The sequence below is a fragment of the Bradyrhizobium sp. PMVTL-01 genome, assembly GCF_051861855.1.
Lineage (GTDB): Bacteria > Pseudomonadota > Alphaproteobacteria > Rhizobiales > Xanthobacteraceae > Bradyrhizobium.
In genome coordinates this window covers 4,098,038-4,120,146 of record NZ_CP193982.1, presented here as the reverse complement: position 1 = coordinate 4,120,146, position 22,109 = coordinate 4,098,038, and the positions used below count along the sequence as shown (strand labels likewise).

Genomic DNA, 22,109 nt, shown 5'->3' with positions numbered 1-22,109 from the left:
CGGTGCGGCCGTCCGGGAGTTGCAACGTCGCCGCAAGGCGATGCGCCATTGTCGCAATTTGGCTGGCAATGATGACGCCCGCCGCCGCAGGTCCGAATGAGGATAGAGCTTCCGGCCCTGGAGCCGATTGCGCGGCCCTGGCGAAGGCCGTGACATCGCAGGCGGCCGGCGCAGGCGCGGTGTTCGTCCGCAGCTATGAGCCTGGTGAGGACGAAAGCGGCTTGCCGGCAGGATTGGCCACGTCCGCGTTCGTCTACGACAACGCGCTCGCGGCGATTGCCCTTGTGGCTTGTGGCGACGTGAGCCGGGCAAACCTGGTCGGGAACGCCCTGACCCGCGCCGTTCGGAGAGATCGCACATTCACGGATGGCCGGGTGCGCAATGCGTATCGCGCCGGTCCTTTGGGTGAAGGAGCGCCAGCGCTCCCGGGGTGGTGGGACGAGGACAAGAAAATCTGGGCCGAGGATCCCACACAGGACGGCAGTTCGGCCGGCAACGCCGGCTGGACCATTCTGGCGCTGCTGACGCTGCATCAAGCCACCGGCGAGGCGTCGTTGATAGCTGATGCCGAGCGCCTGATGGACTGGGTGACGGCCAACGTCTCATCGGATGCCGGCTTCCTCGGCGGTTTTCATGGTTATGACCCGCATTCGGTCCCCATCACCTGGATTTCGACAGAACACAACGTCGACATTTGCGCGGCGGCAGCCTGGCTCTACCGCCTCACCGGCAAAGTCAGGCACGCGGAAGCTGCATTGCACGCGCGGCGCTTCGTCGAGCGGGCATTCACCGGAGATCATTTCCTGTTGGGAACGAAGCCCGACGGCACCCTCGCCGATCCCTCAATGCTTGCCCTCGACGTCCAGCTCTGGCCATGGATGGCGATTGCCGATGGGCCGGCCGAATGGCGAAACGCGCTGAAATTCGCCGCCACCCACCTGAGCGTCGGCGACGGGTTCGACTTCAACGGAGACGGGGACGGCGTGTGGATCGAGGGCACCGCCCAGGCCTCGCTGGCGTACCGGATTGCCGGCGATTCCGTGAAAAGCGGCCAGCTGCTGAAGACGCTTGAGGCCGCCCGCACGACCTCCGGTTTTCTCAATGCAACGCGAACCGCGCGCGTGTCGACCGGCCTTTCGATTGATCCAACCAACACGGCGCCGGACTTTTTCTACTTCAAGCGACCGCATCTGGCAGCAACCGCATGGGCGGCTCTGGCCGCCACGAGATGGAATCCGTTTAACGGAAAAAGGATTGACTGATGTTCGAAGCCGCCACTGACATCTCGTCCATCCTGTCGATCGATAGCGGTCTGCTGATCGGATTGCTCGTCCTGGCGCGGTTGCTCGATCCTGCCCGCAGCGGCGAGCGTATTCTGTTCGGCACGGTCGCCGGAGCACTGCTCGTTACATACGCGCTGTGGCGCTGGCACGACACCCTGCCCCCGCTGTCGGTCTCGGTAGAGGCTTGGTGGCAATACCTGTTCTTTGGGTTCGAAGCCATCGCCATCGTATACACGCTGATGTCGATCATCATTCTCGTCCGGAGTATCGACCGATCCGCGCAGGCGGACACGGCACAGAGCAGCATGGAACACGCGGGCAACTATCCTCCCGTCGATGTCTTCATCTGCACATACGACGAACCGCTCGAGATCCTGGAAAGGTCCATCCCGACGGCGCTGGCGCTTGACTATCCCCATGTCACCGTCTGGGTTCTCGACGATACCAGGCGCGAATGGCTGCGCGAATATTGCGAAGATGCGGGTGCGCGCTACATCACGCGAGCCAGCAACGAGCACGCCAAGGCGGGCAATCTCAACCACGCTCTTGCACTCACGGCCATGCAGACCAACGCTCCGGTCATCATGGTGCTGGATGCGGATTTCGCGCCGCGTCCGAATTTCCTGCGACGCACGGTCGGGCTGCTTGCGGGCCCACGGGTCGCCGTGGTGCAGACTCCGCAATTCTACCACAACCCAGATCCCATCCAGCACAATCTGCTGGCGGCGCGGAGTTGGGTCGACGACCAGCGGTTCTTCTTCGATGTCTTTCAGCCCGCCAAGGATGCGTGGGGATGCGCGTTCTGCATTGGCACATCTTTCGTCATTCGCCGCGATCGCTTGACCGAGCTCGGCGGATTTCCGGACAAGACGGTCACGGAAGATATCCATCTGACCTATGCCCTGCTGGCAAAGGGTTACGAGACCTGGTGGCTGAACGAGAGGCTGAGTGCCGGCCTCGCTGCCGAAGGCTTGCCTGAATACGTCACGCAAAGAGCCCGCTGGTGCCTCGGAACCATCCAGCTCGCTCTGCTTCGCGATGGGCCGATCCGTGGCCGCGGATTCTCGCTGACCCAAAGATGGCACTATCTGCACGGCGTCCTGAATTGGCTGTGCAAGCCATTCCTGCTCTTGCTGCTGGCGGCACCGTCCATCTACTGGTTTACGGACATTCCCGCCTTCGAGGCCGACTATCTCTCGTTCCTGCGATATGGCGTGCCTGCGCTGCTCGGCCAGATGATCTATATGGCCTGGGTCTCGAGGTCGCGTACCCTGCCGCTGTTCATGGAAGCGGCACACGCCATCGCCGCATTTGCGATTTCCGCAACTCTCGTCAGCGCCGCCGTCAAGCCGTTCGGCAGGCCTTTCAAGATCACCAACAAGGGCGGAGACCGCTCGGACCCCAAGCCCCAATGGAAGTTCGCGGCGCTGTTCGGCTTCATCGCGTTCGGGTCCGCAACCAGCATCATCTGGGCATTTGTTTCACCCTATGCCGCCAGCGAGATTTCGCCTCTCGATTATTTCAATCTGCTGTGGGCGGGCATCGCAATGCTGATCGCCTTCATCGCGTTTCTGGTCTGCTTCGAGCAGGGGCGCGGTGAGATATTGTTCGACGTCAACGAGACCACCGAACTGCATACCGATGGCAAAGTCGTTCCCGGTCTGCTGACCAGTTTATCGATGTCGAGCGCCCGCGTGGCCTGCAGTGGAAGCCGGACAGTCGATTCGATGAGCGGACCAATGCGGCTGCATCTCGATTCATTGGGCTGGATCGACGCGGAGATCTCGGATCGCGACAGGCTCACTATCGGGGTGCGGCTCAGGCCAACTGTTGCGCAGCGCAAGGCGCTCGCGGTCCGGCTTTTCGGCGCGCTGGACGGCGACGTTGCCGATACCGCCAGCATCCGCGGGACAATTGCCGGCACGATCAGGAAGGGCCTGCTAGGCTGGTAGCTCAGCCCCCCTCGACGCGCTCCGCCCTACGCCGCCGCCTTCTGCCGCGCCACCAGCGCCTCGCCAAAGGCCTCGAACAGCTTACGGTTGATGGGATTGTGCTGCGGGTCGTATTCGGCGTGCCATTGCACGCCGAGCGCAAAGGTCGGGGCTTCCGCGATGCGGATGGCCTCGATGGTGCCGTCCTCGGCGATGCCCTCGATCAGCACGCGCTTGCCGGGATCGAGGATGCCCTGCCCGTGCAGCGAATTGACCCTGATCCTCTCGCAGCCGAGAATCTTTGCGAAGGCGCCTCCCGGCGTCAGGTCGACGTCGTGACGGTCGGCGAACACCACGGTCGGATCGGGGTGGATCTCGCCGTTCTCGAGCCTGGGCATGCGATGATTCATGCGGCCCGGGATCTCGCGGATTTCGGGATGCAGCGAGCCGCCGAAGGCGACGTTCATCTCCTGGAGGCCGCGGCAGATCCCGAACAGCGGCACGCCGCGGGCGACGCAGGCCACCGACAGCGCCAGTGCCACCTCGTCGCGATGGATGTCGTAGGGCTCGTGCTTCTCGCAAGGGTCGACGTTGAAGCGGGTCGGGTGCACGTTAGCCCGAGCGCCGGTGAGGATGATTCCGTCGACGGTGTCGAGCAGCGCCCCGATGTCGGTGATATCAGGGGAGCCCGCGAACATCACCGGCAAGCCGCCGGAGACCTCGGCCACGGCGCGCAAGTTTCGCTCGCCGACCATCTGGACCTGAAATCGATTCTCGACGCGATAGGAATTCCCGATCACGCCGACGACCGGCTTTCTCATCTGTCCTTCCGACCTCCTTGCCGAAGAAGATTCTCCAAACATGCCCCTGGCATGGAACAAATTCAACCGAAGGGATCGCGGGACGGCAATGCTATTTTCGCGCAAATGGCGGGGCCAGCGCGTGGATATGGCCCCTTTTGGCCCCCGGAGCGTTGATGCTTTCAAGCCGGGACGCATCAATCGGCACCAGGCCTGGGTTGATCCCTACCGGAATTTCGCGAGAGAGTGGCGGCCTGCAGCGTTCCCGAAAAGGACCCGATGTGACCATTTCCAGAGAAGAACGGCCCCGGACCCGCACCGATCTGGCCCAAGATCAGGCTCAAGGTCAGGCTCGAGCTCTGGCCTGGGCCATCTCGGTCGGCGGCATTGGCGTCGTGCTGTTCACCGCGCTGCTCGCCTTCGCCTGGTACTTCGCCGCCACCCTCCTTCTGATCTTCACCGGCATGCTGTTCGGCGTCGGCCTCAATGCGCTGACCAATGCGCTCGGACGGCGCGTTCACCTGCCCCACACTGTGCGACTCGCGATCGTCTGCCTCGTCCTTGCGGTGCTGCTCGCAGGCGTTGTCTATCTCGGCGGCGCCACCATCGCCGAGCAGGCCTCGCTGCTCAGCAAGACCATCAAGTCGCAGATCGGGACCGTGAAATCGTTCCTGGATAACCACGGGATCGACACCAGCTTCTTCGATTTCGGCAACGGCGCGTCCGACTCCTCGGCCACGACGCCATCGGACTCGACGCCTTCGCCGGCAGCGACGCAGCGCGGTCCCTTGCCCGCCGCTGGCGCGCTGGCCTCCAGCGGTGGAGCGATCGTGAGCCAGACTTTCAAGCTGCTGCTCGGCACCATCCACGGCGTTGGCAACATCTTCATCGTGCTGTTTCTGGGGCTGTCCTTCGCCGCCCAGCCCGCCGTGTATCACGACGGCCTGCTGTTCCTCGCGCCTGCGAAGCATCGCACCCGCGTCACCCTCATCATTGACCGCATCGGCGAAACGCTGGAGCGCTGGCTGATTGCGCAGATCGTGGTGATGATCGCAGTCGGCGTCGTGACCTGGATCGGGCTCGCCATCATCGGCATTCCCGGCTCCTTCATCCTGGGGATCCAGGCCGGCCTGCTGGCCTTCATCCCCACCGTCGGCGCCATCATCGCCGGCGTCGTCGTGGTGCTGGCGAGCCTCGCCTCGGGCTGGATCCCGGCGTTGTCGGCCTTCCTGCTCTTCATGGGCGTGCACACCATGGAGGGCTACGTGCTGACACCGCTCCTGCAGCGCCAGGCGCTCGACATCCCGCCCGCCACGCTGTTTGCGTTCCAGATCCTGCTCGGCGTCGTGTTCGGAATCTGGGGTCTCGCGCTGGCGCTCCCGCTGGTCGCCATTGCCAAGGTCATGATCGACCATTTCAAGACGTATGAGGCGCCGCCTCTGGCAGCATGATCCGGACCCAAAGGGCCGCGTTAGCGCAAAGTGCCCAGCGGTAGAGACGGCATGACCTCGCTCAGGTCGTCAGCACGGTCTCGGTGTGCTCGACCTCCGGCGGCGCTGCAAAATACTGGCCGACCAGGCCGCGCCATTCGGTGAAATTCTCCGAGCCGCGGAAATCGACGGTGTGGTTCTCCAGCGTCCCCCACTTCACCATCAACCGGTAGCGCTGCGGCTTCTCGATCGACTTGTGCAACTCGAAGCCGTGAAAACCCTTGGAGCGGCCGAAGGCGGCCTTGGCCTTGGCCACGGCGGCCTCGAAATCCTTCTCGCTGCCCGGCTTGACGTCGATTTGCGCGATCTCGGTGATCATCGGTTTCCACCCTTTTGTTGATGGCCGTGTCTACCGCAGACGGCGACAAAGAAAAAGGCGCCGAAACGGCGCCCTGCCCGGCCGAAAAACGCAGGCCTGTCAGGCGAACAGCAGGACCGTGCCCGCCACGATCAGCGCGCAACCGATGAAAAGAGCCAGCGGCCGGTAGCTGCGCCGCGGCGTGTAGCGCCCCTGCGCACGGCGCTCGCGCTCGTATTCGGCCGCAGTCGAGAACAGGCAGGCGAAGCCGCCACGTGCCGAAGCTGCTTGAGCTTCGAGCGAGATCAGGGCGGCCTGCGGGTTCTGTCGACGGATCGATTCCATGACCGCGATGGTAGGGATCGATTGGTAAACAGCGGATCACCGCAGGGCCGCCCTCGAGCTCACGCCGTGACCGGACGCGCGTGCGGCGCACCGACCCGCGCCGCGCTCTGGCGGCGCCAGTTCTCCAGCGACAGCGGCAGCTCCTCCGCCGCCTCCACGCGGTTACGACCGCCGCGCTTGGCCTGATAGAGCGCGGTATCGGCCGAGGCCAGCAGCACCTCGAGCTCGGTGCCGGCCGGACCGCCGGCGACACCGATGCTGACGGTGGTGTCGACCGGGCCTTCGTCGACGACGACGCCGGAGGTCTCGAACGCCTCGCGCACGCGCTCGGCCACCAGCACGCCCTCCTCCAGCGAGCACGGCAGGAGCGCGGCGAATTCCTCGCCACCGATGCGGCCCGAAAGGTCGGAGATGCGCAAATTGTTGACGACGACGGTCGAGAACAGCCGCAGCATCTCGTCGCCGGCGGGATGGCCGAAGCGGTCGTTGATCGACTTGAAGTGGTCGATGTCGAAGATCATCACGGTGACGGGCCGCCCGGCCTTGGCCTCGCGATCGATCACGCGGCCGCAGGCTTCGGAGAAGCCGCGGCGGTTGAGCATGCCGGTGAGCGGATCGGTCGACGCCGCGGTGCGGTGCGCGGTGACGGTGCGCTCCGACACCAGCATGAAGATCACGAACACGGTGCCGACGGCGTAGAGCACGAGCTCCACCGCGAACACGGTGACCCAGATGCTCGAAGAGAAGCCGGCATCGTGCGGCCGCAGGAAGCTGCCGATCAGGATCGGCAGCATCAGCACGCAGCCGTGCATCACCGGCACGACGAAGGCCGGCCAGCGCCGTTGCAGGCTCTTGCGCCGCTCGACCCAGAGCTCGCTCGCCGTCACCGCCGCATACAGCGAGACGATGCCGGCGCCGATGATCATGCGCAGCATGGACGCCGTCGGATCGAGCAGCGTCACGGCGGCGACCCAGGCGAGCGCGCCGAGCACGAGGCCTGGCCAGTTCGGCTTGCGGCCGTGGAAGACGCGCGCCGCATTCCACACCATGCCGCAGGCCACGAAGCCGACGGCATTTAACGCCAGATAGAGATGCGGCCCCAGCCTCTCGCCGGCCGCCGTCCACAGTGCAACGGAGGCGGCACCGAGCAGATAGGCGGTGCCCCACCATTTCAGCGCAGGACTGTTCTCCTGCTTGCCGAAGAACACCATCATGGCGCCGAGCAGTGCGGCAACCATGGTGGCAACCAAATAGAGCGTGATGCTATCGAGCGACATCATGTCGGCCCCCTTGAAAACATAGCAGTTACGCGATCGGCACATCCGATTTGCGCGCCCTTCCGAATGCGACGCTATGTCCCGCGGGTTCCATTCAGGTTTTCGCGCGTCCGCAAGTTTTCCGGAAACTCGTCGTCAATTTGCATACAAACGAACAATAAAAAGGGCGCTGAAAATCAGCGCCCTTTTGCATCTCATTGAAGCCGCTTTCGCGGCGAATGCGACAAAAGCGATTAACGCTTCGAGAACTGGAAGGACCGGCGGGCCTTGGCCTTGCCGTACTTCTTGCGCTCGACCACGCGCGAGTCGCGGGTGAGGAAGCCGCCCTTCTTGAGCACAGAGCGCAGCTCCGGCTCGAAATAGGTGAGCGCCTTGGAGATGCCGTGACGGACCGCACCGGCCTGACCGGACAGACCGCCGCCGGCGACGGTGCAGATCACGTCGTACTGGCCCGAACGCTGGGCCACCGAGAACGGCTGCTCGATCATCATGCGCAGCACGGGACGGGCGAAATAGACCTCGACCTCGCGCGAGTTGACGGTGACCTTGCCGGCGCCCGGCTTGATCCACACGCGGGCGACCGCGTCCTTGCGCTTGCCGGTGGCGTAGGCGCGGTTGAACTTGTCGACCTTCTTCTCGTGCTTGGGCGCCTCGGGCGCTGCCGCCGTCTTGAGCTGCGAGAGCTGGTCGAGCGACTGGATGGATTCGGCCATGTTATGCGGCCCTCGTGTTCTTGCGGTTCAACTTCGCGATATCGATCTTCTCGGGCTGCTGCGCCTCGTGCGGATGATCGGCGCCGCCGTAGACACGGAGGTTGCCCATCTGCACGCGACCGAGCGGACCACGCGGGATCATGCGCTCGACGGCCTTCTCGAGCACGCGCTCGGGATGACGACCCTCGAGGATCTGGCGCGCGGTGCGCTCCTTGACGTGGCCGACATAGCCGGTGTGCTTGTAGTAGGTCTTCTGCTCGCGCTTGCGTCCGGTGAGGACCGCATGCTGCGCGTTGATGATGATGACGTTGTCGCCGCAATCAACGTGCGGGGTGTAGGTCGGGAGGTGCTTGCCGCGCAGGCGCATGGCGACGATGGTGGCGAGACGGCCGACGACCAGACCCTTGGCGTCGATCAGCACCCACTTCTTCGTCACCTCGGCCGGCTTTGCCGAAAAGGTTTTCATGTCAGAATTTCCGTCAGGGAGACATCGGCGCGAACACCGCACCGGACTGGGCGGGTTTCTAGAGAAGAGACGCCCGATGGTCAATGCCCAGCGACGGAAAATACCCTCATAAAATCAGCAACTTATAAATATGGTGTGATATTACCTGCAAAAAGCTCAAACATTTGGAATGGAATAGGTCGAGGTGACATGGGCGATCGGATCGGGTGAGGTCCCGGATAACAGGTTCACCTCCCCGACCGCCAGGCGCTTGCCGAGCTTGAGCAGCCGCGCCTCGGCCAGAACATCCTGCCCGGGTTGGCCCTTGCGGAGGAAATTGATGTTGAGATTGGTGGTCACGGCGAGGCCGATCGGCCCGATCGCGGACAGCAGCACCACGTACATCGCGAAATCGGCCAGCGCCATCAGGGTCGGACCGGACACGGTTCCACCCGGCCGCAGCATCCTTTCGCTGTAGCGCTGGCGCAAAAGGCTGGTTTGGCCGTCCGCGCTCTCGATCGTGATGTCGTCGCCGCGGAAGGCTTGGGGAAACTCGTCACGGAGAAACTGCTCGAGCTCCGCCACGCTCATTTTCGCTAACGCCATGCCGTTCCCCACCCTCGCTTCGCTTGCCCTGTTACATTAAGTTATCAGCGTCATCCAATTGCAATCATTCCACGGAAGTCGCGTCAATGTCCGTCCCGGCCGCCCGCGCCCCCTCACCGCAACCGCCGATCCTGCTGCGCGAGATCGTCGGCAACGTCGCCGTGCTCACGCTGAACCGCCCCGCCGCACGCAACAGCCTGTCGGAGGCGATGATTGGCCAGCTGCATGCGAGCTTCAACGCGATCGCCGAGGACAAGCGCATCCGCGCTGCCGTGATCGCCGCCAACGGCCCGGCCTTTTCCGCCGGCCACGACTTGAAGGAATTGACCGCGCACCGCACCGACCCGGACCGTGGCCGCGCCTTTTTCGCCGAGATGATGAAGGCCTGCAGCGCGATGATGGAGGCGATCGTGCATCTGCCCAAGCCCGTGGTCGCGGCCGTCCAGGGCATTGCGACCGCGGCCGGCTGCCAGCTCGTCGCCAGCTGCGATCTCGCGATCGCATCGGTGGACGCGAAGTTCGCCACGCCCGGTGTCGACATCGGCCTGTTCTGCTCGACACCGATGGTGGCGCTGTCGCGCAACGTGCCGCGCAAGCAGGCGATGGAGATGCTGCTGACGGGCGAGCCTGTCACGGCCAACCGCGCCCGCGAGATCGGGCTCGTCAATCGCATCGTTCCCGCCGGCGCCGAACTCGGCGCCGCGATCGACCTCGCGCAACAGGTCGCGCTCAAATCCGCCTACACCGTCAAGCTCGGCAAGGAGGCGTTCTACCGCCAGGCCGAGATGAGCCTGGCGGACGCCTATCGCTATGCCGCAGAGGTGATGACCGAGAACATGATGGCGCGCGACGCCGAGGAAGGCATCGGCGCCTTCATCGAGAAGCGCACGCCGACATGGCGGGATGAGTGACCCCCGTCATTGCGAGCGCAGCGAAGCAATCCAGTATCTCTCCGCAGGTAGCAGTCTGGATTGCTTCGCTGCGCTCGCAATGACAACAAGAAAAGATAAGAGATGAACCACGACGCCTATCCCGACAATTACATCCGCGGCATCCTCAACAGCGTGAAGTCGATCGCGATGGTCGGCGCATCGCCCGTCAACGTGCGGCCGAGCTATTTCGCGTTCAAATATCTGGCGCAGCGCGGCTACGACATGATCCCGGTCAATCCCGGCCATGTCGGCAAGGATCTGCTCGGAAAGCCGTTCGTTGCCTCGCTGTCGGACATCGGCGGTCCGATCGACATGATCGACATTTTTCGCAACTCCAGCCACATCATGCCCGTCGTCGAAGAAGCGCTCACGCTCGACCCTCTGCCGAAGGTGATCTGGATGCAGCTCGGCGCGCGCGACGATGCCGCTGCGGCGAAGGCGGAAGCGGTGGGAATCAAGGTGGTCATGAACCGCTGCCCCAAGATCGAATATGGCCGCCTGTCGTCCGAAATATCCTGGATGGGCGTGAATTCGCGCACGCTCAGCTCCAAGCGCGCGCCGGCACCGACGCAGGGCATGCGGCTATCCCTGAATCGGATGAGCGTCGGTGGTGGCGATACCGCAGCATCCGATCGCGCCGCGAAAAACAAGACCGGGCAAAGCTGACGCAGTTGCGGAGGTTTCGTTTCGCGAGCGCGACAATGGGTCCAGATGATCCTGATGTGAAGCGGCGCCTTGACGGCGGGCGCCTCGCCCATCAGCATGCCGCGCGATTTCAGGCCACAAGAACAGGACGCCTTCTATGAGCGATCGACTTCCGGGATTTTCAACCCTCGCCGTGCATGCCGGTGCACAGCCCGATCCGACCACCGGCGCGCGCGCGACTCCGATTTATCAGACCACCTCTTTCGTCTTCAACGACGCTGATCACGCCGCCTCGCTGTTCGGCCTGCAGGCGTTCGGCAACATCTATACCCGCATTGGCAACCCCACCAATGCCGTGCTGGAAGAGCGCGTCGCCGCGCTCGAAGGCGGCACCGCTGCACTGGCGGTGGCCTCGGGCCACGCCGCGCAGGTCGTGGTGCTGCAGCAGCTGCTGCAGCCCGGCGACGAGTTCATCGCCGCGCGAAAGCTCTATGGCGGCTCGATCAACCAGTTCACACATGCGTTCAAGAGCTTTGGCTGGAACGTGGTGTGGGCCGATCCCGATGACATCGCAAGCTTCGAGCGCGCGGTGACGCCGCGCACCAAGGCGATCTTCATCGAGTCCATCGCCAACCCCGCCGGCAGCATCACCGACATCGAGGCGATTTCGACGGTCGCGCGCAAGGCTGGCGTGCCGCTGATCGTCGACAACACGCTGGCCTCGCCCTACCTGATCCGCCCGATCGACCACGGCGCCGACATCGTCGTGCACTCGCTGACGAAATTTCTGGGTGGCCACGGCAACTCGCTCGGCGGCATCATCGTCGATGCCGGCACCTTCGACTGGTCCACCGGCGGCAAATACCCGATGCTGTCGGAGCCGCGGCCGGAATATCACGGCATCCGTCTCCAGGAGACCTTCGGCAATTTCGCCTTCGCGATCGCCTGCCGCGTGCTGGGCCTGCGCGACCTCGGACCGGCGCTTTCGCCTTTCAACGCCTTCATGATCCTCACCGGCATCGAAACGCTGCCGCTGCGCATGCAGAAGCACTGCGACAACGCCAAGGCGGTCGCCGAATTCCTTGCCGGCCATCCGGCGGTGGCCTCGGTGAGCTATGCGGGCCTGCCGAGCGACAAGTACAACCAGCTCGCGCGCAAATATGCGCCGAAGGGCGCGGGCGCGGTGTTCACCTTCAGCCTGAAGGGCGGCTATGACGCCGGCGTCAGCCTGGTGTCGAAGCTGCAGCTGTTCTCGCACCTCGCCAATGTCGGCGACACCCGCTCGCTGGTGATCCACCCGGCCTCGACCACCCACAGCCAGCTCGACGACGCCGCGAAGGTGAAGTCCGGCGCCGGTCCCGACGTGGTGCGGCTCTCGATCGGCATCGAGGACAAGGAAGATCTGATCGCGGACCTGGAGCAGGCGCTCAGCGCGTAGTTTGCCCCGTCGCTCCGAGCCGGTGCGAAGCACCGAACCCGGAAGCTCGAGATTCCGGGCTCGAGCTCTCGCGCGCCCCGGAATGACGGCGGGCCGTTTTGGCCGCCGTCAGTTAATACTCATTAACCATATCTGCCGCATACATCGTCCTTGGATCGCCCCTTTGATTCGGAGCCGACGATGCTGCGCTGGATGGTGCCTGCCCTTGCGGCGATGCTGACGGTTTCAAGCGCGCTCGCCGCCGATCTGCCGGCGACGGCGAAGCGGCGCGTGGCCGTGCCGCCGCAGGACCCGCCACAGGTCTATGTCGAGACCGATCCGGATGCGCTGATCTCGCCGGCCTATGGCATCGGCAGCTACATTCGCAACCTGCCGGGCACGCCGCTCCTGCCCGGCTCCAGCACCTTGCCGGGCTATTATGGCCGACCTTGGAGCTACGATTATCAGGGCCCGTATTACGGCGGGAAGCAGGTCGGTTATTTCTGGCGCCTGCCCTACGCGTGCGGCGTCTACGGCTATTGCTGATCAGCCGGGCTGACCCACGGGCACCGCGCGCGGCTGCGCGTGCGCAGACTGCCGTGATGCCAGCCGCTCGACCTGCATCACCGCCAGCGTCAGCACCACGATCGCGACCGCCTGGTGCGCTAGCGCGAGGCCGGTAGGCACTTGGTTGAGCAGGGTCAGAATTCCGAGCACCGCCTGCAGGCTGACCGCCGCAAACAGCCAGAGCGCGCCGCCGGCCGCCGTGCCCACACGCGAACGCACAGCATCGAACGCATGCAGCGCCGCCAGCAGGAACAGCGCGTAGGCCGTCATGCGATGCTCGAACTGCACGGTCAGCACGTTGTCGAACATGTTGCGCCACCACGGGGTCTCGAACCACAGCCGCTCGGCCGACGGAATGAACGCGCCGTCAATCTGCGGCCATGTGTTATAGGCGCGGCCGGCGCGCAGGCCCGCGACCAGCGCACCGAAATAGATCTGCACGAACGTCACGACGAGGAGCAGCGCGCTGGTGAAGCGCAGCCGCGCAGATGCTGCGATCGGCGGACGCTCCTCGAGCCGCCGCACCGTCCAGACGATGCCGGCGAAGATCAGCAGCGCCAGCACCAGATGCGTCGCCAGCCGATATTGCGACACCTCGACCCGTTCCGACAGGCCCGAGGCCACCATCCACCAGCCGACCGCGCCCTGCAGACCGCCGAGCGCGAACAGCAGCCATAGCCGCCGCTTGAGCTCGCTCGACAGCCCGCCGCGCCACAGGAAGAACAGGAACGGCAGCAGATAGGCGACGCCGATGAAGCGGCCGAGCAGCCGGTGGCTCCATTCCCACCAGAAGATCTCCTTGAACTCGGACAGGCTCATGCCTGAATTGAGCTCGCGATATTGCGGGATCTTCTTGTAGGCCTCGAACGCCTCGCTCCACTGCGCTTCCGAGAGCGGCGGGATACTGCCCGTGACCGGCTTCCATTCGACGATCGACAGGCCGGATTCCGTCAGCCGCGTCGCCCCGCCGACCAGCACCATCAGTGCGATCAGCGCGGCCACGGAGATCAGCCACCAGCGCGCGGCGCGGCTCGGCTCGGAGGGGGTGGAAATCATCGTCATTTCAGAGACAAAACCAAGCCTGTGCCTAAGAGACTTGAACCGGACTGCGTGCCCCTTATAGTCCCCCGCTCCCGCAGCGCAAGTTACGCGAAAGCCGCAAATAGTCCGCCATGACGATCCGCACCCGCAAGTTCCTCGGCGCCATCCTGCTGCTGGTGCTGGCCACCGTCTGGGCCCTGCTCGGCATGGCGGCGGCGCAGATACCGTGGATCGCCCAGTCCGGCTGGCGGCAGGCGATCTACTATGTGGTCGTGGGCATGGGCTGGGTGCTGCCGGCGATGCCGATCGTGAGCTGGATGCAGCGGCCCGATCGGGTCAAGTCTGGCTCGTAGCGCTGCCGGTCGGCCTCACCGGCGCAAAGGCGACACCCGAGACCAGCACGCGCAGCATGCGGAGCGAGCGCACCCGGCCGTCCCAGGAAATCCGCGGCAGCGCCCGCAGATTGGTGCGCCCCTCCGCCTCCACGATGCCAGGGATCGTCGACACCGCGCTGGCAAAGCCCGCCTGCTCCGCCATCAGGACGTGGCTGCGCCGGAAGGAAGAGCGGTCGCCGAACGGAAACGCCAGATGCCTGACGTCGCGATCGAGCGCGGATTCGGCCACGGCCTTGCCCATCGTCATCTCGCGCAGCGCGGCGGTGTCCTTCATGTTGGCGAGAACGGGATAGTTCACGGTCGCGCTGCCGATCGTGACCAGCGGGTCGGCAGCCAGCTTGGCCAGATCCTCCCAATCCATCGACGCTTGGCGCGAGAGCGCGGCGAGGTCGACCCGGTAGCGTGTGCAGAGATCGGCGATCGCAGCCGACAGCTCTGACGGGGGCAGCGAGCGCAGCCAGCTCTCGATATACGAGAACAGCGCCCGCTTTTCGGCATTGCCCGTGACGGTGAAACGCTGCTCCCTCTCGCCCATCATCAGACTGACGCGGCTCTCGCGCGCGATCACCTGCTCGAGCCCGAGCCACCAGGCTTCGCCGACGCCGTCGGGAAACGCCGTGGGCACATAGATCGTGAAAGGCACGGCGTGGTGGGCCAGCACCGGATAGGCGAAGTTGATGAGATCCTTGGATGCGCCGTCGAAGGTCAGCGCCACGAAGCGCCGCTTCTCCGGCAACGTCACCGCGCGCCGACAGACCTCGTCCATGCCGAGGAAATCATACTTCCACCGCTTCAGCGCCCGAATGGCGCGATCGAGAAATTGCGGCGTGATCTCATGCGCGCGGAGCGGCTGAAACCCGCCGCGCCGCCGCGGCCGAACATGCGCAAAGCACAGGATGGCACCGGCACCACGGCTGCGCAGCGCAGCCCGGCCGCTGAACCAGGTCAGCTCGAGGCGCAGCCGTTGCAGCCATCTGTCGTCGGATGCCAATATCTCACCTTCGCGCTCGCCGGCGGCCCGTTCCCTCGCCCCTCCTCATTACTCTTTGTTGACATTTCTTTGCAAAGGTCGGCCACAGGCCGGACTACGCATTTTTCGTTTTCTCGACAGGTTTCGCGAATGACCATGGCTGCGGCGATGCAAAGCCGGACGGCAGAAGCGCCAGCCCGGTCGAAAGCGAGCCGTATCGCGCGTGTCGATATCCTCAGCGATCTCGGCGAGGCCGAGGCCGTCTGGCGCGCCTTCGAGGAGCCCGGTCATCTCTTCACGCCCTATCAGCGCTTCGACCTGCTCGGCCCCTGGCAGCGGCACGTCGGCGCTCACGAGGGCGCCCGCCCGTTCATCGTCGTCGCCCGCGACGCCGATCGCCAGCCGCTTCTGCTGTTGCCGCTCTCGCTGCGCCAGAGCCATGGCGTGCGCACGGCCTGCTTCATGGGCGGCAAGCACACGACCTTCAACATGGGCCTGTGGAACACCGAGTTCGCAGGCGAGGCCAGCACCGCCGATCTCGACGCGCTGCTCGCGCCGCTCGGCGCGCATGTCGACGTGCTCGCGCTGACACAGCAGCCGCTGCGCTGGAATGAGCAGCAGAACCCGTTCACGGCGCTGCCGCGGCAGAGCGCGATCAACGGCTGTCCGCTGCTGACGATGGAGCCGGGCGGCCCGCCCGCATCACGGATCAGCAATTCCTTCCGCCGCCGCCTGAAGAGTAAGGAGAAGAAGCTCCAGACGCTCGCCGGCTACCGCTATCACCTGGCGACGACCGACGCGGACGTCACCCGCCTGCTCGACTGGTTCTTCCGCGTCAAGCCGGCGCGGATGGCGGAGCAGAAGCTCCCGAACGTGTTCGCCGAGCCGGGCGTCGAACAGTTCGTGCGCAGCGCGTGCCTCGCGCCGCGCGGCGAAGGCCGCATCATCGACATCCACGCGCTCGAATGCGACGACGAGGTGATCGCGATCTTCGCCGGCGTCGGCGATGGCCAGCGCTTCTCGATGATGTTCAACACCTACACGATGTCCGAGCATGCCCGCTACAGCCCGGGCCTGATCCTGATGCGCTACATCATCGATCGCTACGGCGAGCGCGGCTACCGCTCGCTCGACCTCGGCATCGGCTCGGACGACTACAAGCGGATGTTCTGCAAGCACGACGAGGACATCTTCGACAGTTTCGTGCCGCTGACCTCGCGCGGCAAGCTCGCCGCGATGGCGATGTCATCGCTCAGCCACGGCAAGCGGCTGGTGAAGCAGAACCAGATGCTGTTCGATTTGGCCCGAAGGCTGCGGCAGGCGTTCGGGTAGTTCTCTTCCCTTCTCCCCATGTGGCCCCTTGTGGGAGAAGGTGGCGCGAAGCGCCCGATGAGGGGTTCTCTCCACTCGCTCGACTATTCGTGAGGATAGAGACCCCTCACCCGGCTTCGCTTTCGCGAAGCCACCCTCTCCCACAAGGCGAGAGAGTAAGAGCGATCACGCCGCCACCACGCGCAGCGGCTCAGCCGCGCCTGGCGCCTGCACGGGCTTGCTCAGCATAGTCACCTCGCTGAAGCCGACGGCCTTCAGCTGCTCGCACATCTCCGTGCGCGCGTCCGGCACCATCGAGGCATCGGGCACCACGACGGCGCGGGCGTTGGTCGTCAGCAGTTCCGCCGGAAAGTCGGACGCACCGCCGGCATCGAGCAGCACGTGGTCGTAGGCGCGCAGCAGCGCGTCGATCGCGAGGCCCACGCGCGGCGATTGCAGTAGGCTGCGGTCGAAGCCGGGACGGCCCGCCATGACCAGGTGCAGCCGCGAGAGCTTGTCGCGGGTGATCACCTGGGCGAACGAGGCCTCGCCCTGCATCAGCTCGGCAAGGCCGGGAGCGGAGGCGTCGACCGACACCGCGGCGATGGTCGGCGAGGACGCGGCAAGATCGACCACGACGACGCGCGCGTCGCGCGCCAGATGCCGCGCCAGCGTCAGCGCCGACAGCGTGACGGAGTCGCCGGGCGCGGTACCGAGCACCGTGACCTTCTTCGCCACCGCACCCGCGGCGCGCAGGCTGGCCGCCAGATGCTCGATCTCGGCGAATTCGGTGGCCCCGGCATCGGCCGCCATCTCCGGCTGAAGCGGCGCGGGTTCCGCTATCACCGGCTCGACGACGTGTTCGACGAGGCGCTCGACCGCCGGCCGGACCAAAGGCTCCTGGCGGACCGCTGCGTGCGTTTGTGACGCCGCCGGCGCCGGGGTGAACACAGCCGCCGCGCGCGGCGCGGTCTGACGGAGCAGCTCGCCGGTGACGACGACGCCAGACGAGAGCAGCAGCGTCGCGATCGTCGCGATCAGCACGATCGGCAGCTTCTTCGGATAGGCCGGCGTGTTGGAGACGATGGCGCGCGAGATGATGCGGCCGTCGGTCGGCGCGGTGTCGATGGTCTCGCGGGTATTGGCCTCGCGATATTTGGCGAGATAAGTCTCAAGCAGGTCGCGCTGCGCCTTGGCTTCGCGCTCGAGCGCACGCAATTGCACGTCCTGGCCGTTGGTCGAGGTCGCCTGCTTCTTGAGCTGCTCGAGGCTCGCCGTCAGGCCGTCGACCCGGCCGCTGGCGATGCGCGCATCATTTTCGAGCGAGCGCGAGATCTTGGCCGCCTCGTCCCGGATCTGGTTGTCGAGGTCGCCGAGCTGCGCCTTCAGCTCCTTGATGCGCGGATGGTTGCCGAGCAGCGTGGACGATTGTTCGGCGAGCTGCGCCCGCAGCGTCACCCGCTGCTCCGACAATCTACGCATCAGCTCGGAGTTCACCACTTCGGATGCCTCGATCGGCTTGCCGCTCTGGAGCATCTCCTTGATCAGCCGCGCCTTGGATTCCGCATCCGCCTTCATCGAGCGCGCGTTGTTGAGCTGGGTGTTGACCTCGCCCATCTGCTGGTTCGACAGCGTGGTGTTGTTGGTGCCGACGAACAGGCTCGACTTGGAGCGGAAATCCTCGACCCTGGCCTCGGCGTCGGACACCTTCTTGCGCAGATTCTCGATCTCGCCCGCGAGCCACTGGCTCGCGTTCTTTGCCTGGTCCTGGCGGGCGTTCTGCTGCAGCACGAGGTAGCCGTCGGCGATCGAGTTGGCGACGCGCGCGGCAAGGTCCGGATCGGCGGACTGGAATTCGACCACGATGACGCGCGACTTGTCGACGGCGTACGCCTGGAGCCGCTCGTAATAGGCATCCAGCACGCGCTCTTCCGGCGTCATCGAGAACGGATCGCGACCGATGCCGACGAGGGCCGCCAGCGACTTCAGCGGCGAGATGCCCTGCAGCACCGGATCGAATTCGGGGCGTTCCGCCAGCTTGTTCTTCCTGATGATCTCGCGCGCGAGATCGCGCGACAGCACGAGCTGCACCTGGCTGGTGACGGCCTCGGCGTCGAGCGCCTGCCGCTCCTCGGTACGGTCGCCGTTCGGGCGCAGGAACACGTTCTCGCGGCCGTCGATCAGGATGCGGGATTCCGACTTGTAGCGCGGCGTGACGAGGTTGACGGCGGCAATCGACGCGACGAGCGCCAGTACCGTGGGCAAGATGATCCAGCCGCGCTTGCGCGTCAGTGCCGCACCGAGCGCGTGCAGATCGATGTCACCGGATTCGACTGCGGCCTGCTTCGCGATAGCAGGCGCCGGCCTTGCTTCAACCTTGGCAGCTTCGACCTCGGGCGCGACTTCGGCCACCTCCGCTTCGGCCACCTTGGTTTCGGACACCTTGGTTTCAGACACCTTGGTTTCAGACTTGGACTTCGAAACAGCCCGCTCGATCACCGCCTTGTCCTTGCCGGCACGCCAGAACGCTAAACGCATCGAACACTCCCGCAGGGGCAACGCCACCAAGCTACCTCAACCGGGGCGATTACACTCCATTAAGGTTGCCGCTCGGTTAATCGCCGCATTCCGCGCCTCGCGCCCGAGCACCCGTCATCGTTTATTAACCACGAAGGCTCTTAATCCGTCTCGATATTTCCTGGAATTGTTCGGTACGCGCCGTCGAGCGCTGGTTTTGATCATGCCCCCCTCACCCGACCAGCCGCTTCGCATCCTGCACGCCGTGCGCGCTCCGGTCGGCGGGATCTTTCGCCACATCATCGACGTCGCCAACGGCCAGGTCGACCGCGGCCATCATGTCGGGATCCTCGCCGACAGCCTCACCGGCGGCGAACGCGCCGACAAGGCGCTGGCCGAGCTCGCGCCGCGCCTCAAGCTCGGCGTGTACCGCATTGCGATCCGCCGCGAGCCGTCGCCCGATGACTTCATGGTGTGGATGCGAATGCGGCGCCTGATCGCGAAGCTCAAGCCTGACGTCGTGCACGGCCACGGCGCCAAAGCCGGCGCCTTCATTCGCATGCGGCGGCGCACCGACGACACCATTCGTATCTACACCCCGCATGGCGGCTCGCTGCACTATCCGCTCAACACCTTGAAGGGCGAATTCTACGCGCGACTCGAACGCTCGCTGATGGGCGCGACCGACCTGTTCCTGTTCGAGAGCGCCTTCGCCCGCGACACCTATCAGCGCATCGTCGGCACGCCCAAGGGCGTGGTGCATTGCGTCTTCAATGGCGTCACGCCGGAAGAATTCGAACCCGTCGTCACCGCCGAGGATGCGACCGACCTCTGCTATGTCGGCGAGTTCAGGCACATCAAGGGCGCGGACCTGCTGGTCGATGCCGTGGCACGGCTGCGCGAAGGCGGCAAGAACGTCACGCTCACCCTCGGCGGAGACGGCGAGGAGACGGCGGCGCTGAAGGCGCAGGTCGACGGACTTGGTCTCTCAGGTGCCATCCGCTTCATCGGCCACGTGAAGGCGCGCTACGGCTTCTCGAAGGGTCGGCTGCTGGTCGTTCCCTCGCGCGGCGATTCCATGCCCTATGTCGTCATCGAGGCGGGCGCGGCCGGCGTTCCCATGATCGCGGCGAAGATCGGCGGCATCCCCGAGATCTTCGGCCCCGACAGCCCCGCGCTGTTCGCGCCGAGCGATCCGGAGGCCATGGCCGAGGCGATCGCTGCGGCGCTGGACGATCCGCAAGCGACCGCGCAACGCGCGGTGTCCTTGCGTGAGCGCATCTCCGCACATTTCTCCCAGCAGGCCATGGTCGACGGCGTGCTCGCGGGCTACCGCGACGCTTTTACCAATCATTAACCATCCTTAAGGCCGCTTTAGAAAATCTTCCGATTTGTTCGGTAATCGAGTGCCAGGGGATGCCTGCCCGGGGCCGCAAAGTGGCGCCCACGGGTTGTTGGAATGGACGTGGACGCCCGTGGAACCGCTCAACGCACGCTCGATGCTCGATGCCGCGACCGGCGCCGCGGCGAGGCCCGCCGACCAGCCCTTTGTGGAGCGCCGCCGCCGGCTCTCGCCGGCCGCACTCGAGGTCGTCAACCAGAAGGTCGCCCGCGCTTATTCGCCGATCGTGATCGCCGGTTTTGTTCGCCTCGCCGATTTCGTGTTGCTGAGCCTCGTCGGCATCGCGGTCTATATCGGCTATGTCATGCCGCTCGCCGGCGGCTTCAGCTGGGTCTATCCTGTGGAGATCGTGGCCGTCGCGATCGCAGCCGTGGTCTGCTTCCAGGCTGCCGACCTCTACCAGGTGCAACTGTTCCGCGGTCAGCTCCGGCAGCTGACGCGGATGATCTCGTCTTGGTCGTTCGTCTTCCTGCTGTTCATCGGCGTCTCCTTCTTTGCCAAGTTCGGCAGCGAAATTTCGCGGCTGTGGCTCGCCGCCTTCTACTTCCTCGGGCTCGCCGGGCTGATCGCGGAGCGTCTGGTGCTGCGCTCGCTGGTGCGCGCCTGGGCGCGCGAGGGCCGGCTCGACCGGCGCACCATCATCGTCGGCTCCGACCGCAACGGCGAGCAGCTGGTCGAGGCACTGAAGGCGCAGGACGATTCCGACATCCACGTGCTCGGCGTGTTCGACGACCGCAATGACAGCCGCGCGCTCGACACCTGCGCCGGCGCCCGCAAGCTCGGCAAGGTCGACGACATCGTCGAGTTTGCCCGCCGCACCCGCGTCGATCTCGTGCTGTTCGCGCTGCCGATCTCTGCGGAGACGCGCATCCTGGAGATGCTGAAGAAGCTCTGGGTGCTGCCGGTCGACATCCGCCTCTCCGCGCACACCAACAAGCTGCGCTTCCGTCCCCGCTCCTATTCCTATCTCGGCGAGGTGCCGACGCTCGACGTGTTCGAGGCGCCGATCACCGACTGGGACCTGGTGATGAAATGGCTGTTCGACCGCATCGTCGGCGGCATCGCGCTGCTCGCAGCGCTGCCGATCATGGGACTGGTGGCATTGGCCGTGAAGCTCGACAGCCCGGGTCCCGTGCTGTTCCGTCAGAAGCGCTTCGGCTTCAACAACGAGCGCATCGACGTCTACAAGTTCCGCTCGATGTACCACCACCAGGCCGACCCGACGGCGTCGAAGGTGGTGACCAAGAACGATCCGCGCGTCACCCGCGTCGGCCGCTTCATCCGCAAGACCAGCCTCGACGAGCTGCCGCAGCTCTTCAACGTGGTGTTCTCCGGCAATCTTTCCCTGGTCGGCCCGCGCCCGCATGCGGTGCAGGGCAAGCTCCAGAGCCGGCTGTTCGACGAAGCCGTCGACGGCTATTTCGCCCGCCACCGCGTCAAGCCCGGCATCACCGGCTGGGCCCAGATCAACGGCTGGCGCGGCGAGATCGACAATGAAGAGAAGATCCAGAAGCGGGTCGAGTTCGACCTCTACTACATCGAGAACTGGTCGGCGCTGTTCGACTTGGTCATTCTCCTGAAGACGCCGGTCTCGCTGCTGACCAAGAACGAGAACGCATATTGAGTTTCCGTCATGCCCCGCGAACGCGGGGCATCGAGTACGCCGAGACGCCGAGGCTGGACCTCGCTGCCGAGAGTACTGGATCGCCCGGTCAAGCCGGGCG

Annotated in this window: 21 protein-coding genes; 11 read left to right on the top strand and 10 right to left on the bottom strand. The window is 65.1% G+C overall.

What is annotated here, in order from left to right; genetic code table 11:
- Positions 1-68: 68 nt before the first annotated feature.
- Together ACRQ5Q_RS19855 and ACRQ5Q_RS19850 are read left to right on the top strand one after the other, a co-directional pair.
- Complete coding sequence (locus tag ACRQ5Q_RS19855) at positions 69-1,262, top strand: hypothetical protein (protein ID WP_439399585.1); 1,194 nt, start codon at positions 69-71, stop codon at positions 1,260-1,262.
- On the top strand, positions 1,262-3,235 hold the full coding sequence (locus ACRQ5Q_RS19850) for a glycosyltransferase family 2 protein (protein ID WP_439368463.1): 1,974 nt from the start codon (positions 1,262-1,264) through the stop codon (positions 3,233-3,235). Before ACRQ5Q_RS19855 ends, ACRQ5Q_RS19850 begins: the two co-directional genes overlap by 1 nt.
- Positions 3,236-3,261: 26 nt before the next feature.
- Here the strand turns inward: ACRQ5Q_RS19850 and ACRQ5Q_RS19845 are convergent, their stop codons facing one another.
- Positions 3,262-4,035 carry a gamma-glutamyl-gamma-aminobutyrate hydrolase family protein gene (locus tag ACRQ5Q_RS19845; RefSeq protein WP_439368464.1) on the bottom strand — a complete coding sequence of 258 codons (774 nt, stop codon included), beginning with the start codon at positions 4,033-4,035 and terminating at the stop codon, positions 3,262-3,264.
- Between the two features lie 260 nt (positions 4,036-4,295).
- On the opposite strand from ACRQ5Q_RS19845, the gene ACRQ5Q_RS19840 reads away from it, so the two are divergent.
- Entirely contained in the window at positions 4,296-5,465 is a 1,170-nt protein-coding gene (locus tag ACRQ5Q_RS19840) for an AI-2E family transporter (protein ID WP_439399584.1), read from the top strand.
- 61 nt (positions 5,466-5,526) lie between these two features.
- On the opposite strand, the gene ACRQ5Q_RS19835 is transcribed toward ACRQ5Q_RS19840, so the two are convergent.
- From ACRQ5Q_RS19835 to ACRQ5Q_RS19810, 6 genes are all read right to left on the bottom strand, one after another.
- Positions 5,527-5,823 carry an antibiotic biosynthesis monooxygenase family protein gene (locus tag ACRQ5Q_RS19835; RefSeq protein ID WP_439368466.1) on the bottom strand — a complete coding sequence of 99 codons (297 nt, stop codon included), beginning with the start codon at positions 5,821-5,823 and terminating at the stop codon, positions 5,527-5,529.
- A gap of 99 nt (positions 5,824-5,922) precedes the next feature.
- Positions 5,923-6,147 (bottom strand): hypothetical protein, encoded by a 225-nt coding sequence (locus ACRQ5Q_RS19830; protein WP_439368467.1) that lies wholly within the window; start codon positions 6,145-6,147, stop codon positions 5,923-5,925.
- 59 nt (positions 6,148-6,206) lie between these two features.
- The gene (locus ACRQ5Q_RS19825; RefSeq protein WP_439368468.1) at positions 6,207-7,427 is read right to left on the bottom strand and encodes a diguanylate cyclase; all 1,221 of its coding nucleotides are present in this window, start codon (positions 7,425-7,427) and stop codon (positions 6,207-6,209) included.
- A 230-nt stretch (positions 7,428-7,657) separates the two neighbouring features.
- On the bottom strand, positions 7,658-8,137 hold the full coding sequence (rpsI, locus tag ACRQ5Q_RS19820) for a 30S ribosomal protein S9 (RefSeq protein ID WP_018642439.1): 480 nt from the start codon (positions 8,135-8,137) through the stop codon (positions 7,658-7,660).
- Between the two features lies 1 nt (position 8,138).
- Positions 8,139-8,603: a 50S ribosomal protein L13 gene (rplM, locus tag ACRQ5Q_RS19815; RefSeq protein WP_018642440.1), complete on the bottom strand. Its 465-nt coding sequence runs from the start codon at positions 8,601-8,603 to the stop codon at positions 8,139-8,141.
- 156 nt (positions 8,604-8,759) lie between these two features.
- A complete protein-coding gene (locus ACRQ5Q_RS19810; protein WP_439368469.1) occupies positions 8,760-9,188 on the bottom strand; it encodes a PaaI family thioesterase in 429 nt (142 codons plus the stop codon).
- 86 nt (positions 9,189-9,274) lie between these two features.
- On the opposite strand from ACRQ5Q_RS19810, the gene ACRQ5Q_RS19805 reads away from it, so the two are divergent.
- The 4 genes from ACRQ5Q_RS19805 to ACRQ5Q_RS19790 all read left to right on the top strand — a co-directional run bounded on the left by ACRQ5Q_RS19805 (position 9,275) and on the right by ACRQ5Q_RS19790 (position 12,728).
- Positions 9,275-10,099: an enoyl-CoA hydratase gene (locus ACRQ5Q_RS19805; RefSeq protein ID WP_439399582.1), complete on the top strand. Its 825-nt coding sequence runs from the start codon at positions 9,275-9,277 to the stop codon at positions 10,097-10,099.
- 102 nt (positions 10,100-10,201) lie between these two features.
- Complete coding sequence (locus tag ACRQ5Q_RS19800; RefSeq protein ID WP_439399581.1) at positions 10,202-10,786, top strand: CoA-binding protein; 585 nt, start codon at positions 10,202-10,204, stop codon at positions 10,784-10,786.
- A gap of 136 nt (positions 10,787-10,922) precedes the next feature.
- The gene (locus ACRQ5Q_RS19795) at positions 10,923-12,203 is read left to right on the top strand and encodes an O-acetylhomoserine aminocarboxypropyltransferase (RefSeq protein ID WP_439368474.1); all 1,281 of its coding nucleotides are present in this window, start codon (positions 10,923-10,925) and stop codon (positions 12,201-12,203) included.
- A 180-nt stretch (positions 12,204-12,383) separates the two neighbouring features.
- The gene (locus tag ACRQ5Q_RS19790) at positions 12,384-12,728 is read left to right on the top strand and encodes a hypothetical protein (RefSeq protein WP_439368475.1); all 345 of its coding nucleotides are present in this window, start codon (positions 12,384-12,386) and stop codon (positions 12,726-12,728) included.
- On the opposite strand, the gene ACRQ5Q_RS19785 is transcribed toward ACRQ5Q_RS19790, so the two are convergent.
- On the bottom strand, positions 12,729-13,811 hold the full coding sequence (locus ACRQ5Q_RS19785) for a COX15/CtaA family protein (protein WP_439399580.1): 1,083 nt from the start codon (positions 13,809-13,811) through the stop codon (positions 12,729-12,731). It lies immediately after the preceding gene.
- 110 nt (positions 13,812-13,921) lie between these two features.
- Here ACRQ5Q_RS19785 and ACRQ5Q_RS19780 point away from each other — a divergent pair, with 110 nt between their 5' ends.
- On the top strand, positions 13,922-14,143 hold the full coding sequence (locus ACRQ5Q_RS19780; protein ID WP_439368477.1) for a DUF2842 domain-containing protein: 222 nt from the start codon (positions 13,922-13,924) through the stop codon (positions 14,141-14,143).
- On the opposite strand, the gene ACRQ5Q_RS19775 is transcribed toward ACRQ5Q_RS19780, so the two are convergent.
- Positions 14,127-15,176, bottom strand: a complete 1,050-nt coding sequence (locus tag ACRQ5Q_RS19775; protein WP_439399578.1) for a polysaccharide deacetylase family protein — start codon at positions 15,174-15,176, stop codon at positions 14,127-14,129. The genes ACRQ5Q_RS19780 and ACRQ5Q_RS19775 overlap by 17 nt on opposite strands.
- A gap of 129 nt (positions 15,177-15,305) precedes the next feature.
- Here ACRQ5Q_RS19775 and ACRQ5Q_RS19770 point away from each other — a divergent pair, with 129 nt between their 5' ends.
- The gene (locus tag ACRQ5Q_RS19770; protein ID WP_439399576.1) at positions 15,306-16,487 is read left to right on the top strand and encodes a GNAT family N-acetyltransferase; all 1,182 of its coding nucleotides are present in this window, start codon (positions 15,306-15,308) and stop codon (positions 16,485-16,487) included.
- 165 nt (positions 16,488-16,652) lie between these two features.
- Here the strand turns inward: ACRQ5Q_RS19770 and ACRQ5Q_RS19765 are convergent, their stop codons facing one another.
- Positions 16,653-19,004, bottom strand: a complete 2,352-nt coding sequence (locus ACRQ5Q_RS19765) for a GumC family protein (protein ID WP_439399574.1) — start codon at positions 19,002-19,004, stop codon at positions 16,653-16,655.
- A 202-nt stretch (positions 19,005-19,206) separates the two neighbouring features.
- Here ACRQ5Q_RS19765 and ACRQ5Q_RS19760 point away from each other — a divergent pair, with 202 nt between their 5' ends.
- Together ACRQ5Q_RS19760 and ACRQ5Q_RS19755 are read left to right on the top strand one after the other, a co-directional pair.
- Entirely contained in the window at positions 19,207-20,340 is a 1,134-nt protein-coding gene (locus tag ACRQ5Q_RS19760; protein WP_439368481.1) for a glycosyltransferase family 4 protein, read from the top strand.
- Positions 20,341-20,458: 118 nt separating this feature from the next.
- The gene (locus tag ACRQ5Q_RS19755; protein ID WP_439399572.1) at positions 20,459-22,009 is read left to right on the top strand and encodes an undecaprenyl-phosphate glucose phosphotransferase; all 1,551 of its coding nucleotides are present in this window, start codon (positions 20,459-20,461) and stop codon (positions 22,007-22,009) included.
- Positions 22,010-22,109 lie beyond the last annotated feature (100 nt).